At 27.2% G+C, this 13,886-nt stretch carries 15 protein-coding genes; 10 read left to right on the top strand and 5 right to left on the bottom strand.

Going from position 1 to position 13,886, the window contains the following annotated elements:
- Positions 1-17: 17 nt before the first annotated feature.
- The 8 genes from xerA (at position 18) to DFR78_RS06300 (ending at position 10,159) form a co-directional block, all read left to right on the top strand.
- Positions 18-854, top strand: coding sequence for a site-specific tyrosine recombinase/integron integrase (gene xerA, locus DFR78_RS06335; protein ID WP_114457998.1), 837 nt, complete (start codon positions 18-20; stop codon positions 852-854).
- Between the two features lie 163 nt (positions 855-1,017).
- Entirely contained in the window at positions 1,018-1,851 is an 834-nt protein-coding gene (locus DFR78_RS06330; protein WP_114457997.1) for a hypothetical protein, read from the top strand.
- A 164-nt stretch (positions 1,852-2,015) separates the two neighbouring features.
- Positions 2,016-3,095, top strand: coding sequence for an endonuclease NucS domain-containing protein (locus DFR78_RS06325; RefSeq protein ID WP_199505569.1), 1,080 nt, complete (start codon positions 2,016-2,018; stop codon positions 3,093-3,095).
- Positions 3,096-3,345: 250 nt separating this feature from the next.
- A complete protein-coding gene (locus tag DFR78_RS06320) occupies positions 3,346-4,959 on the top strand; it encodes a hypothetical protein (protein WP_114457995.1) in 1,614 nt (537 codons plus the stop codon).
- A gap of 268 nt (positions 4,960-5,227) precedes the next feature.
- Positions 5,228-6,469 carry a hypothetical protein gene (locus tag DFR78_RS06315; RefSeq protein ID WP_114457994.1) on the top strand — a complete coding sequence of 414 codons (1,242 nt, stop codon included), beginning with the start codon at positions 5,228-5,230 and terminating at the stop codon, positions 6,467-6,469.
- A 187-nt stretch (positions 6,470-6,656) separates the two neighbouring features.
- Entirely contained in the window at positions 6,657-8,024 is a 1,368-nt protein-coding gene (locus tag DFR78_RS06310; protein WP_114457993.1) for a hypothetical protein, read from the top strand.
- Between the two features lie 194 nt (positions 8,025-8,218).
- A complete protein-coding gene (locus tag DFR78_RS06305; protein ID WP_114457992.1) occupies positions 8,219-9,253 on the top strand; it encodes a pentapeptide repeat-containing protein in 1,035 nt (344 codons plus the stop codon).
- Between the two features lie 171 nt (positions 9,254-9,424).
- Complete coding sequence (locus DFR78_RS06300; RefSeq protein WP_114457991.1) at positions 9,425-10,159, top strand: hypothetical protein; 735 nt, start codon at positions 9,425-9,427, stop codon at positions 10,157-10,159.
- A 261-nt stretch (positions 10,160-10,420) separates the two neighbouring features.
- Here the strand turns inward: DFR78_RS06300 and DFR78_RS06295 are convergent, their stop codons facing one another.
- Both DFR78_RS06295 and DFR78_RS06290 read right to left on the bottom strand, forming a co-directional pair.
- Complete coding sequence (locus tag DFR78_RS06295; protein WP_114457990.1) at positions 10,421-10,816, bottom strand: type II toxin-antitoxin system death-on-curing family toxin; 396 nt, start codon at positions 10,814-10,816, stop codon at positions 10,421-10,423.
- The gene (locus DFR78_RS06290; protein WP_013405740.1) at positions 10,813-11,037 is read right to left on the bottom strand and encodes an AbrB/MazE/SpoVT family DNA-binding domain-containing protein; all 225 of its coding nucleotides are present in this window, start codon (positions 11,035-11,037) and stop codon (positions 10,813-10,815) included. Before DFR78_RS06290 ends, DFR78_RS06295 begins: the two co-directional genes overlap by 4 nt.
- Positions 11,038-11,369: 332 nt before the next feature.
- Between DFR78_RS06290 and DFR78_RS06285 the strand changes: the two genes are divergently transcribed.
- Positions 11,370-11,996 (top strand): SatD family protein, encoded by a 627-nt coding sequence (locus tag DFR78_RS06285; protein WP_114457989.1) that lies wholly within the window; start codon positions 11,370-11,372, stop codon positions 11,994-11,996.
- 3 nt (positions 11,997-11,999) lie between these two features.
- Positions 12,000-12,746: a DUF3307 domain-containing protein gene (locus DFR78_RS06280; protein ID WP_114457988.1), complete on the top strand. Its 747-nt coding sequence runs from the start codon at positions 12,000-12,002 to the stop codon at positions 12,744-12,746.
- A gap of 299 nt (positions 12,747-13,045) precedes the next feature.
- Here DFR78_RS06280 and DFR78_RS06275 read toward each other — a convergent pair whose 3' ends face one another.
- The 3 genes from DFR78_RS06275 to DFR78_RS12150 form a co-directional block, all read right to left on the bottom strand.
- Positions 13,046-13,363, bottom strand: a complete 318-nt coding sequence (locus tag DFR78_RS06275; RefSeq protein ID WP_114457987.1) for a type II toxin-antitoxin system RelE/ParE family toxin — start codon at positions 13,361-13,363, stop codon at positions 13,046-13,048.
- Positions 13,356-13,622 carry a type II toxin-antitoxin system Phd/YefM family antitoxin gene (locus DFR78_RS06270; RefSeq protein WP_114457981.1) on the bottom strand — a complete coding sequence of 89 codons (267 nt, stop codon included), beginning with the start codon at positions 13,620-13,622 and terminating at the stop codon, positions 13,356-13,358. Before DFR78_RS06270 ends, DFR78_RS06275 begins: the two co-directional genes overlap by 8 nt.
- A gap of 33 nt (positions 13,623-13,655) precedes the next feature.
- Positions 13,656-13,886, bottom strand: a 231-nt coding sequence (locus DFR78_RS12150; RefSeq protein WP_233487002.1) for a hypothetical protein, incomplete at its 5' end; no start/stop codon positions are given.

The raw sequence follows: 13,886 nt of genomic DNA, 5'->3' as shown, positions 1-13,886 counted from the left end.
TAACTTTTTTATTTAAGTTGTTGCCTTTTTTATTTGAAAAAAAGCTAAAATTGAAAGGTTATACCAGAAGTACTATCAAAGCTTATATTAATCATAATAGAAGATTTATAATTTATATTCAGAAAAATTTATTTTCTATAAAAATGGATGATCTTAATGATTATATTTTATACCTCATAGAAGAAAAAGAGAATACTCATTCTTTTGCCAACCAGTTTATCAGTGCTTTTAAAATGTTCAATAATTTAATTTTAGAACTGGATGGAATTAATAAAAAATTATTTCGACCCAAAAAGAAAAAGAAGCTGCCCAAGGTATTGAATAAAAAAGAGATTAAAGAGATTATTGCATCTGTTGGTAATTTAAAACATCAGCTTATTTTAATTTTAACCTATTCGGGGGGTTTGAGAGTAAGTGAAGTTGTGAGATTAAAAATATCTGATATTGATACAGATAGAATGCTGATTTATATCCGCTCTGCAAAGGGATATAAGGATAGGTATACATTATTATCTCAAAACGTTTTAGTAAAGTTGAAATTTTATCTAAAAGCTTTTCAGGTACATAAATATGATAAAAAATGGCTTTTCCCAGGTCAGAATAAGGATAGGCATTTATCAAAAAGAAGTGCACAGAAAGTTTTTAAGAGAGCCTGTAAAAAAGCAGGAATAAATAAAGATGTTGGTATTCATTCTTTGAGACATTCTTTTGCTACCCATCTGCTGGAACAGGGAGTTGATTTGAGATATATACAGAACCTGCTGGGTCATAAAAGTTCTACTACAACTGAAATTTATACTCATGTAAGTAATAAGAATTTTATTGAAATCACCAATCCTTTTGATAATTTATAGAATGGATATCTTAATGAAATAACAGTCGTGAAGATTTAAAGAGTAAATATATTTATGAATTTTTATACGTAAAGAAAAGAGTTATATGAAAGAGTAGGCTAATTTATGGTTATTATTTAAAATATAAAATATTTTATTAATACAAATCTATAGGGAGGTAAAAATGAATTTTGTACCAGAAATTATTATTTTTTTAGTTTTAATAGTAGATTTAGTTCGTAGAATTATTAATATTGGACATGGCAGTTTGAAAAAAAGTGGTATATTAAAAGTTCTTTTCTGGATCGAATTTATTTTAACAGGTATTTTGATTAACTTTATTAGTATAACTTTTTTACTATTGTTTGTATTCTTTTTATTATTTATTTGGCATTTTCTTGCAAATGCTATAGTATATTTCATTTTTAAAAAGCTAGGATATAGTTCGAATAAAACAAAAAGTGTTAATAAATTTGATTCAACCGATATAGATGCTTTAACAAAAAATTTTAAAAGTGAATTAAGAAAAAATAAAAATGACAATATTACTATTAATAAAATACTTGATGTTTTCATAAATGAATTTAAAAATATTAATTCAATGAACGATTTATTTTCATATTTACCAAGAAACAGTTTTAAAGATATTACCGAAACTGATGAAATAAAAATGTTAAATAAAATTAGTAATAAATCATTTGAAAAAAAGTATGATAATTTTTCTAATAAATATTTTAAATTCAATGAAAGTAAATCACAAATTGGAGAATTGGACATTGATTTTGTAGATTTTAGTTTAGCTAATGTTAGGATTCAATTATTTGACAATGATTATACCATAAATAAAATAAAACATTATATAGATAATTTAATATTTGTTAATTGGGATAATGATAAAATAAGTTTAAAATCAAATACTTATAAGTATTTAGGTGAAACAGAAAACGGATTAGATGTAGGAATAAGAGAAAAAAATAATAGTGTTTCAATTCATATAACTGATAAGAAATATACTTAATCTTAATTTATTTTAAAAAAGATAAACTTTTATTATATAGGAAAATATGCCAAAATTACTTTGCTCAATAACAAATAATTAATAAAACAGCCTACTCCATCATATAACATGGGATTGGCGTCATGCCTTCTGTCATAAAGCTTGCAGGCTAACCAATCACGGATATGGAAAAGCAAGCTTTACGCCAGTTCCTGCGGAAACAGTCACGAGCGCAAATCCCAGTAACGTTATGTGACATTGGGCCAAATATAAAATTCTTGGAGGTGACTTATATCGCTACTAAAATTACATCTTGGGAAATAATAAATGGAAAACTGGAAGAAATTAATACTAATTTAGCTGACGAAGGGCGTACTGAGTCATATGACTTAGAAGAATGGATATTATCAAATTCCGAGATTCTTGGTGAAGGAATTGCTATAATAGGAAGACAAATTAATACTCGTTCTGGACCTCTTGATTTACTTGGCATAGATAAAAACGGTAATACAGTTATAATAGAAATTAAAAGAGATAAACTTCCTAGAGAGGCATTAGCGCAAGCAATAGATTATGCGGCTGCAGTTGCTGAATGGGATATAGACCAGCTCAGTGAAGAAATAGGTAAGAACTTGGAAGATTTTTTATCTGATACTTTTGAAGAGATCACTTTAGAAAATTTAAATATAAACCAAACTCAAAGGATTCTTCTTGTCGGCTTTAAAATAGAAGATTCTTTAAATAGAATGATTGAGTGGCTTTCAGATAATTTTAGTGTTAGTATAAATGCGGTAATTCTTCACTATGTAAAAACTCAATCTGGAGCAGAATTATTAAGTAAAACCACAACTATACCAGAAGAAGTAGAGAAACAAAGAACAAAGAAAAAATTTACTATTCCAATGTCAGATGAACCCGGTAATTACGATAAAGATGAATTAAAAGAATTATTAATAAATTATTTTAAAAAAGATCTAAAGACACCTCGAAGAATTAAAAATGTCCTTTTACCTGAATGTCTAAAAAAAGGCACGGTTACTAGAGAGGAATTAAAGCAAGCATTTTTAGATTATAATGAACCAAATGCAGAAAAAAATAAAGGATATTTTGTATCATTAATTTCAAATCAAATTGGAATGGAAAAAAATGATTTTCTAAGGCAAATTATCTCTTATGATTATCCAAATCATTCATGGGAGAAAGATAATTATAAAATCCGTGATGAATATATAGATTTTGTAAAAGAATTAATTGATAATAATTAGAGGACCCAACGTCACATAACAGAGTGTTCCAGCTTTGGCTAAAAACCAGCCAGCCCTGTCGGGACATGCCTTCTGTTACGATGTTTGCAAAAGTTACTGATGAAACAAACCGGAAGCAAATTTTAAGCAAACATCGTAACAGGCCGAGGGGCACAGGCACGTCGGGAACACTCGGGACGTTAGCCGAAATTGTCATGTAAAAATAATTATAAGGATATTTTAAACTTAGAATAAGGGAAGTGTTATAAAAATGGGATTCTTAAAAGAACAATTAAATGATAGCTGTTTAGATGAAATTAACGAGATAGAAAGAAAAGTTAAAAAAATATGGTCAAATCCATTATTGCCTTGGTTTACAGACCATGGGTTATCACATTCTGAGCAAATCATATCTAATGCAAATCAAATCATCTCTTATTTGTCAAAGCATAATAATTTTAGTTTAAATGAGGATGAAATTTTTATATTTTTAGCTAGTGCTTATTTACATGATATTGGAATGCAATATTTAAATGTAGATGAAATTAGCATAGAAGATCTTACGGATAATGAATATGAAAAAATTAGAAAGAAACATGCATTAAAAACAGAAGAATTAATATTAAAAAGAAAATTTCCAGTTCCAGATGATAAATCAATGTCATATTCATTAGGACTTGATTCTTTAAACAGAGGATATATACAAGCTATATCGACTTTATGTTCTGGTCATTCTTCTACTAATTACAAAGATGTTTATAATAAAATAAAACAAAACCCACTAATTGTAAATAATAAAAAAATTAAAGGTGATTTATTGTTAGGACTATTATTGATATGTGATGAATTAGATATATCAATGATTAGAACTGATGAACGAAAATTTTCAACTTTTAATCCTAGTTCTTATTCTTATATGCATCATTTCAAACATTTATATGTGAAGTATATTGGAATTAACGGACCAAAAATTGAGATAGTATATGAATTTCCAGAAAAATTTTCTTCTTTTGCGGTTTATCTTTATACAATAGTTCAAGATAAAATCAAGATTGAACTTAAACGTTTTAATTCTGTTTTAGAAGACAGAAATTTACCGAAATTTGATAATGAAATACAAAGAAGCACTCAATTTAATGAACTACTTCCTTTTCCAGATAAAGAAGTTCTAAAGAAGTTTAAAAAAGAATGTGAAAAATTTGAAGGACCAACTTTAAAAAATAAAGTACAAAATCCGGCTTATTCACCAAGTGATGACCCTTCATATTTATATCGTTTAGATTTAAATGAAAATGACATTAATTCAATAAATTGTGAATTTGAATATATTAGTAATTTTTCTCAAGAGAAATTACTAACCCATAAAACAATAACAGATTTAAAACTTTATCTTTTAGATAATTCTGATGATATTTCGACAAGAATAAAATTAGCTTGGGGATATATTAAATTAAACAAAAAAACAGAAGCTTTAGAAGAATTATATATATTAGATAAAAAGCACGGTGATTATAGAGCAAAAATATTACAAAAAATGATAAATAATAATGAAATTGAATTATTAGCTTCACTAAATACATTAGAATTCGTGACTTGTGCATATATTGATCATGATTTGCCAGAAGAAATTGAATTAAAAATCATTATCCTTGATAAAAAGAATAAAAACAATAAAAAAGTAATTAATTATAAGTCAAATGGAGTCATTTTACCTGAAGGTGATTACTCTAATAAACAAGCTAATATTCTTTTAAAAAATGCAGAAGAAGGTAAAGAATATATTTTAAATTCATTTTCTATAATGCAAACTTTATTAAATAAAAATAGTAAGCCAATAATTGATTATGGAAATGTATTATTAGAATATAATAATATCAAATTATAAATGATTTTGATATTATAAAATTTTTGTATGTTATTTCTACTGCATCTTGACAACTTCGGCTAACATGGGATTGGCGTCATGCCTTCTGTCATAAAGCTTGCAGATTAACCAATCAAAGATATGAAAACGCAAGCTTTACGCCAGTTCCTGCGGAACCAGTCACGAGCGCAAATCCCAGGGACGTTATACGAAATAGCTTTTAATATATTAATACTTTTAAAAAACTATTAGATTTGACGTAATGTATTTTTTTATGGGAGGGAAAAAATTGACTTTACATCTAGAAACAGAATACTTTTGTGAAAATTGTGGGTCTTTTTATATACCTTATGAAGAAAATATTGATTGCCCTAAATGTTCAGTAAAAAGCAACATTGTTTTGAAGGGATTTTACAATGATATTTATCGATCTTGTTTGATTAATATTAAACAATATAAAAGTTTTGTTCCACCTTCTTTTGCAATAATGCACCAGTCTGATTCAATTCAATATTTAATTTTCAATATTCTTAATTATTGTATTAAACATAATTTAACTAATTATTTAAAAAACGACTATAATATAGAAATAAATATTGATAGGATAAAAAAGGAATTCAACATTTGTACAAAAAATTTTAAGAAAAAATTTGATTGGGAAAAGGTAAAATATGTTGAAAATTATTGGTTTGATTATATTAAAATACTATCAATAAAAATTTTAGCTGATTTATTTAAGAAAAATAAAAAATTATTAATGGAGACATTCACTTTAGAAGAAAAAGAATCTCTAGAAAATTTAAGTATAAGGGAGTTTGAACTTAATTCTACTAGTGCTCTTGAGAGACGATTTCATACTAAATCCGGAAATAGAGATGAATTTTTTAATAGATTTAATCAGTTATCATATTTACCAGATTTTTATATATATTTTGATTGGCTTTGGAAACAATTTGGATTCGAAACAGTACCCAAAATAAGAAAACAAACTAAAATTAATTCTTTTTTAGGTTTTCTTTTTGGAAAATTCATAAATATTGACATAAAATATTCTTTTAAAAATGAAAATTTATTTAAAAAAGAAAAATTTTTGGTAAGAGAATTTAGAATAATATGTTATTCAATAGTTATCTTAAATCTATCTAATAAAAAGTTGATTCAAGAAAGGCTTGGTAGAGAAATTTTAATACAATATACATATGATCCTTATAAAAAATATCCAATAGATTATTTTGACAAACCTGAAAATATAATGGAATATTATACTGAGGGAATTTCTGAATATAAAAAATACAATAGAAATAATTGGGATAAGTGTTTTATGAATAGAGCAGCACAAACTTTATCAAAAGAATCATTAGCAAATGAAGATAAGTTATTATTTGATAAACATAAATGGGAAAAAGGATCTAAAAAAATTTTTTATCATAAAATGAATCCACTATTAGAATTAGAAAAGTTAGTTCAAAAAATTAGCACCCAAAAAAATAAATCGATAGAACAAAAGATTGATATGTTATATAAAAAATAAAGTTATATTTTTAATACTTTGCTGAAAAAAAGCAACTTCGTATAACATGGGATTAAAGATGTCGCTACGCTCCATTGCAAATTCATTTGGTAAGGGCGGTCGCCCTAAACCTCATGAACTTCTTAAATCCCAGTAACGTTAGACGAAAGAGCCCCAACAATAAAATCTTATAAGTTAGAGGTGAATTATGAATTTAAGTCATAAAGTAGACCCATATGGAAATAAAAATTTTTCATATGAAGGTGAAGGAATCTTATTTACTAAAGATGGTAAAAAACACAAAGCTGAATTTTATGCTACACAACTAGAAACTGGAGAATCACTTATAGCTTTTTCATTTTCAAATAATTATATAAACTTTGATGATTCATCTAAAGAACTATCAATTGAAAAATTTTTGGGAACTACTAAAGAGAATTGGGACATAAAAGCTATAGCACCATTTGATGCAGTTTTTTTTAATCCAGAAATACCCTCTGATTTTTTCGGCAATTGTGATTTATTTCATAGTAGAAAAATAGAAATAATTAAAACAAAAAAATATACATTAGATAAATATGTATTTGGAATAACTAATTTTAAATTTGGAATTACATCTAACCATGAACAAAAATTTTCTCTTGAGGATGGAATAGATGTAAATATTAAAAAGAAAAATAATTACAGTGATATTATTCATAATTTAAAAATATCTAAAGGAATTAATGTTACTGCTGAAATTGCGATAGAAAATAGCAATGACAATGGTTTTGATGATATTACTAAAATAATAGATGACTTATGTTATTTATTATCTTTGGCTCGTGGTACAAAAATCCAATGGGTATATTGCAAAGAGATAAATAAAAAAGGGGATATTTGCAAAGTTAAACATTTTAATCATGTTACTAAACCATATGTATTTTTGGAAGTTATTGATGTAAATAGTACAATGCTAATTTCCGAATTTATAGATAAAACCTATAATAATTATTTAATTAGAGGTGAAGAGTTTAATTTAGATAAAGGAACAATTGATGCATATTTAGACGCAAGAACAATGCATGATTTTTTAGAGTTAAGAGGTTTAAAAGTGGCTATTGTTTTAGAAATGATAGTTAATTCATTTTCAAATAATAATAAAGGAATAGATAATATTATATCAGAAGATATGTATAATTCTATTGCGGAAGAATTAAAAATCTGTTTCAAAAATAAATTAGAAGATTTGAATTTAAATTCTAATGAGATTCAAGCATTTACCGGTAAGAATAAATTGAAACAATTAAATAGAAGATCTTTTATCAGCTTAATAAAAAAACTATTTAAATATATAAAGTTAGATTTTGATTATAAAGAAATAAATTTGTTCAAAAAAAGCAGAAATCACTTAGTTCATCAAGGAAAATTTTATAGCCAAGTCAATTTTGGAGGTACACCATTTTCGGATCCAACGGAAGAGTATTTTTTTATGATAAATATGCTAGATAAAATTTTACTAAAAATAATAGGATATAGTGGCGAATATATCGATTGGTCAACTCCCGCGAATCCAAAAAAATGTTATTTAGAATAATAGATCAACTTTTAAAAAAAGGGGCTCCATCGTCTAACATGTGATTGGCGTCATGCCCTCTGTCATAAAGCTTGCATTTAAACTAATCACGGATACGAAAACGCAAGCTTTACGCCAGTTCCTGCGGAACCAGGCACGAGCGCAAATCCCAGTAACGTTATCTGAAATTGCACTTAAAATTTGAGGTGATAGTAATGTTTATTCCGATACATCAATTAAATTTATACAATACTAAAGAAAGAATAAAATATAGTGATAGATGGGAGCCAATAAATGGAGGCGAAGAAGCTTATAAACTCGTGTTAGAAAAGATTAGAAATGGTGCAGGCGAAGATTTTCTTCAAAAGGAATATGAATATGGGATATTAAAGGACTTTTTAGATGATATGTATGATTTAAGAGGGATAACGATTACTGGAGAAGAAATTGATTTCCCCAAAAAAGATAATTTTGAAAATATGGATTTTTCTTATTCACATTTTTATCATAGTGAATTTAAAAATGGATATTTTCGTTGTTCCTTTAAATTTGCCAAATTTCATAAAGTTACTTTTCACAATTGTATTTTTCATAATAATGTATGGTTAGGGGCAAAATTTGAAAAATGTAAATTTATTAATTGTGATTTTATTGAAGGCTGTAAATTAATAAACTGCAGTTTTTCTAATACAAAATTTAAACATTTTTTTACAGAAGAAAATTTGTTTTCAGATTGTAAATTTAATTCTACAGTAAATATTGAGGAACCTGTTACATATTTTGTTGCACATAAACGATCGAAGAAATCAGAGTATAATTATTCATTTTTGAGTGATTTTTATAATTCTATCCGGCAAGCATTTAAAGCAGCTAATGTTTACGATAAAGAAAGAAAATATTTTTTTAAATCAAAACAAGCAGGAACAAATCATAACAATAATGGATTAATAGATTATTTATATAAAAAATTTTTAATAGAATTATTAACTGGTTATGGAATTAAACCTTTTAGAGCATTTGGAGCTGGGATATTAATTATTACTGTTTTTTCTTTTGTTTATTATTTTAATTTAAACAGTATAAGTCAGTCATTCTTAACAAGTGTTAGTGCCTTTTTCACTTCAGGAGATTATCCAGCCTCTTTCTTTCTAGATTATAAGATATTATATGTAACTGAAGGAATTTTTGGATGGTTTATTTTAGGTTTATATTTAACTACACTTGTAAATGTTTGGTTTTCTGAAAGGTAGAAGTGCAACTTCAGATAACAGAGTATTCCCGTGACGCCAAAGACCGGCTATCCTTCGGACATGCTCTCTGGCATGCCTTTTGCAAAGAGTGGCAAAAGGCATGCCAGGCCTAGGGCACGAGCACGTCGGGAATACTCGGGACGTTATGCGCAATTTCTTAGGAGGTTAATTATGAAAGCAGATAAAAAGAACATTATTAAAAATAGAAAAGAGTATTTTGAAAAAACATTGGGTGAAAAGAGTAATGATAATAATAAAGATGAAACTTTTTTGGATGAAGACGAAAATAAAAATCTTAAAAAAAGACAAAAGAAGGCCTTAGAAAAGTCACTTGATATAAGAAAATTTGAAATTGAATTATATTGGAAAAGAGCCACATATTTTTGGGCATTTATTGCAGCCTCTTTTGCTGGATATTTTACAATACTTAGTAAAAGTATAACGCGCAAAGATACATCACTTTTAATTTTGGGGATACTGGGATTTGTTTTCTCATATAGTTGGTATTTTGTTAACAAAGGAAGCAAATTTTGGCAAAATAATTGGGAAAGACATGTTGATTATTTAGAAGATGAAGTTATAGGAAAATTGTATAAAACAGTTCGTTATTCAAATAAAATAAGTTTTTTAAAACCAACACGTGAATTTCCAATGTCTGTATCAAAAATAAATCAGATATTAAGTTTTTTTATTTCGTTGTCATGGTTGGTACTAATATTTATACCATCATATCAGATTTATAAAAAACATAAATTTGTTTTAACAACAAAAGTTTGGGACATTATTATTATAGAAATTATTCTTTTAATAATTATTACACTACTATTTTATATATTCGGAAGAAGTAATATAAGTAATTACGAGAACACAAAAGATACTAAATTTATTATTAGAGAACGTGAGTAATTTGGAACTTTAAAAAAGTAAAAAAAGATAGAAACTGCGCATAACATGGGATTGCCGTTAGGCTAAAGAACAAGCCTACCCTTCGAGACATGCCTTCTGTCACAAAGCTTGCAATCTCAGGCAGCAAGAAATTTAAAGGCAAGCTTTCCGCCAGGCCTAAAGGCACAGGCACGTCGGAAATCCCAGGGACGTTATCTGACATTTGCCGATTAGTAGATTGCGAAACAAAAAACCTCCTGATTAATGAATTCAGAAGGTTTATCATTCTATTGAATTTGTATTATTTTCAAGCCATAAAGTTAGTTCTTTTTTTGATAACTGACCAGAAGATACCTGGATCATCATTTTATAGGCTTCTTTCTCAGAAGCTGTAATTTCTAGACCATTTTTTTGTAAAAAAGTATCCATAGCTACAAAAGCTATTCTTTTATTTCCATCAATAAATGGATGGTTATTACAAAGATGATAGCCATAAGCTGCTGCCATTTTTAACAATGAATCGTGCAAATATTCACCCTGGTAAGTTGCTTTAGGTTGTTCAAGAGCTGAATCTAATAAATTTTCATCTCTAATACCAAAACTACCACCATAAATTTTAACAAGTTGTTCATGGAAAAAAAGAATTATGTCTTTAGGTATAAATTTAATGTCATTCATTTAGCTAATTCCTTAAGAGTATTTTTATATTTTTGGTTAGTCTTATCAAAAGCTTTAGCCCATTCTTCAAATTCTGGATTAAAAGGGGTTACTGTAAAACCATCTTCATTTTCAATGATATGAAGTTCTTCCCCTTCTTTAAGATTATATTTTTCTTTAAGCTCTTTAGGAATAGTAAAGCCATAGCTGTTACCAACTTTTCTTAATTTTATAGTTTTCATAGTTTATCACCTCGACTATATTATAACATTTGTATTACTAAAAAGAAAGCAGGTAAAAGAAAAAGAATAAATAATTATATAAAGAGAAGTTCAAAAGAAGCAAACGATCAGATAACATGGGATTAGCGCCATTCCTTCTGTCATAAAGCTTGCAATAATAGCAGCAAGAAATATTGAAGCAAGCTTTACGCCAGTGCCTGTGGAACCAAGCACGAACGCAAATCACAGTAACGTTATACGACATTAAGTCCTTGGTTTTATATTATTTGGTAACATAATTTAATTTGTGTTATTATTATTATAATATCATATAAAAAACGGAGGTTATAATAATGTCCCAATATACGGTTATTACTGGTGATGTAATCAAATCAAGAAATTATAATAATATAAATAAAATACTAAACGAAAGACTCAAAAATATTAAATATCCAGAGAACACGCTTGTTCCATTAAAAATCTCAAGAGGAGATGAAATTCAGGCTGTTTTTAAAGGACATATGTCATTTCCTAAATTTATAAGGCAAATAAGATATAAATTATTAAATTTAGATATACGTTTTGGAATAGGATTTGGAAATATTGATGAAAAAAGTGATGAAATAAGTTCCTGGAGTATGAATGGACCTGCATTTTATTATGCAAGAGAAGCTTTGGAGAGCATTGAAAAAGATAATATATATAAGACAAGATTTAAAAGTAATAACCAAATTGATGAAGCAATAAATACCATACTATATTTGATTGATACTTTTCAATCAGACTGGACAGATTCCCAATGGGAAGCTATATATTATTATGAAGAAAAGGGTACATATAAAGAAGCTGCTCAGGAATTAAATATTGCTTTTCAAAATGTAGAAAAAAGATGTAGGGCTGCTAAATGGAAAGAAATTAATTTTGCTGAAAGAAGTGTTAATAAAATAATAAAAAAATTTATACTGTCAGAAGGTGATTAACAAATGAATTTACTTTTATTAGGAATAATTTCTCATTTAATGAGCGATTTTATGTTCCAGTCAAATAAAGTTGTAAACTTGAAGATAGATAAAAATATAAAAGGATATTTTATTCATAGTCTTATAGTATTTACCTTTACTTTTTGTTTGACACTATTTTATGGTATTAATATTGCCTTTAGATTTGCTTTGATTATAAGTATTTCACATATTGTTTTAGATTACATAAAAGGGAAAATATCTATATGTTCTCCAAAAATAGAATTAGCCACTTTTATTACTGATCAATTGTTACATTTTCTTATCATATTTTTTGTTTGGAAACGTTTTATAAATCATCTTACGATACCTGTTTTCACAGCGTCAAATTCATTTGATTCGAATTTATTTAATTTTGATACAAGCATAAAGGAAGTATTAATATTAGTAATCGTTTATTTGATAGTTTTATTTGCAGGCGCAGTTTTGTTAGAGAAAATATTAAATATAATAGATATACAGATTGATAACCAGTCAGAAGGAATAAGTATGGGTAAATATATTGGAATTATTGAAAGAGCATTAATATTAACGTTAGTTACATTTGGTTCGACTTCATCTATTGGAATAATTTTTACTGCAAAATCTATTGCACGATTTAAAAAGTTTGATGATAAAAAACATTTTGTCGAATATTATCTTCTGGGTACTTTATCCAGTATATTTATTGCTTTAATAGGAGGATTATTTTTAAAAAATTTATTTAATTAAATTATTTCACCGTATATAAGGTGTATTATTAAAATTCACCGTTAAAAGGGTGAAAATCATTATTTCACCTAATATAGGGTGAAGTCGGATTTAACGTCGTATAACACAGTGTTCCCGTGGACGCCCACAGAACGGGCCACACCCGTTTAGGACATGCCTTCTGTTACGGTATTTGCGAGAGTTACTGATGAATTTAACCGGTAGCAAATATCAGACAAACATCGTAACAGGCCCGAGGCACAGGCACGTCGGGAATACTCGGGACGTTATCTGATATTGAGCTAACCAATAATGCTTATCTATAATAAAAATTTATATTTTCGTTTACCATGTATGATTCTTCTGATTTCAACAATTTTATCTTTTTCAAATACTACATAAAACACAAGATAACTTCCTATAACAAGTATCTGGTAGCCTTTATAAATTAAATTTTCATCGTCTGGCTTTTTACCTTTGTAAGGAAAATCTTTTAACTGTGATATATTTTCATCAATCTTGTCTAAAAAGTTTAATGCTGCCTCAGGAACTTCTATTTGTATATATGAAATAATTTCATTAAGATCCTTTTTGGCAGCTGGAAGATAGATAACTTCATATTTTTGTGAACTACTCATTTAATTTCTTCCTCATTTGCTTCATTAAATCATCATGGGAAGTAGTAGGAGCATTATTTTCACTTTCTTTTTCAGCTTCTCCTAATTTTTTATAAAGTTCTAAAAGTGCCTGTTGCTTTTCAAATTGAGCAATACTCATAACAACCATATCACCACGACCATTTTTCGTTAAAAAAACAGGTTCTCCATTTTCATGACAAACTTCGGATATTTCTTTAAAGTTATTTCTTAAGTCAGAAACAGGTCTAATAGTTGGCATAAAATCATCCCCTTTCTTGTTTTTATATCAATATTATATCATAATTATGATAATAAATACATAATATAATGATAAATAGCTAAAAAAATAATAATTTGCAGGGATTATTTTCTTTAGCTTTAATTTTATTATAATGACTTTTTTAAAATAAAAATATAATCGCTCAACGATCAGATAACATGGGATTAGCGCCATTCCTTCTGTCATAAAGCTTGCAATAATAGCAGCAAGAAATATTGAAGCAAGCTTTACGCCAGTGCCTGC

The sequence above is a fragment of the Halanaerobium sp. MA284_MarDTE_T2 genome (assembly GCF_003337245.1).
In the GTDB taxonomy this organism is placed as follows: domain Bacteria; phylum Bacillota; class Halanaerobiia; order Halanaerobiales; family Halanaerobiaceae; genus QPJE01.
The sequence above is the reverse complement of the archived record's forward strand: the minus strand, read 5'-3'. Positions and strand labels throughout refer to the sequence as shown.

What these genes read in the sequence shown, in the direction of transcription:
- DFR78_RS06330 (WP_114457997.1), top strand. Translation starts at nt 1,018, where the DNA reads ATGAATTTTGTACCAGAAATTATTATTTTTTTAGTTTTAATAGTAGAT.
- DFR78_RS06325 (WP_199505569.1), top strand. Translation starts at nt 2,016, where the DNA reads ATGGAAAAGCAAGCTTTACGCCAGTTCCTGCGGAAACAGTCACGAGCG.
- DFR78_RS06320 (WP_114457995.1), top strand. Translation starts at nt 3,346, where the DNA reads ATGGGATTCTTAAAAGAACAATTAAATGATAGCTGTTTAGATGAAATT.
- DFR78_RS06310 (WP_114457993.1), top strand. Translation starts at nt 6,657, where the DNA reads ATGAATTTAAGTCATAAAGTAGACCCATATGGAAATAAAAATTTTTCA.
- DFR78_RS06305 (WP_114457992.1), top strand. Translation starts at nt 8,219, where the DNA reads ATGTTTATTCCGATACATCAATTAAATTTATACAATACTAAAGAAAGA.
- DFR78_RS06300 (WP_114457991.1), top strand. Translation starts at nt 9,425, where the DNA reads ATGAAAGCAGATAAAAAGAACATTATTAAAAATAGAAAAGAGTATTTT.
- DFR78_RS06295 (WP_114457990.1), bottom strand. Translation starts at nt 10,816, where the DNA reads ATGAATGACATTAAATTTATACCTAAAGACATAATTCTTTTTTTCCAT.
- DFR78_RS06290 (WP_013405740.1), bottom strand. Translation starts at nt 11,037, where the DNA reads ATGAAAACTATAAAATTAAGAAAAGTTGGTAACAGCTATGGCTTTACT.
- DFR78_RS06285 (WP_114457989.1), top strand. Translation starts at nt 11,370, where the DNA reads ATGTCCCAATATACGGTTATTACTGGTGATGTAATCAAATCAAGAAAT.
- DFR78_RS06280 (WP_114457988.1), top strand. Translation starts at nt 12,000, where the DNA reads ATGAATTTACTTTTATTAGGAATAATTTCTCATTTAATGAGCGATTTT.
- DFR78_RS06275 (WP_114457987.1), bottom strand. Translation starts at nt 13,363, where the DNA reads ATGAGTAGTTCACAAAAATATGAAGTTATCTATCTTCCAGCTGCCAAA.
- DFR78_RS06270 (WP_114457981.1), bottom strand. Translation starts at nt 13,622, where the DNA reads ATGCCAACTATTAGACCTGTTTCTGACTTAAGAAATAACTTTAAAGAA.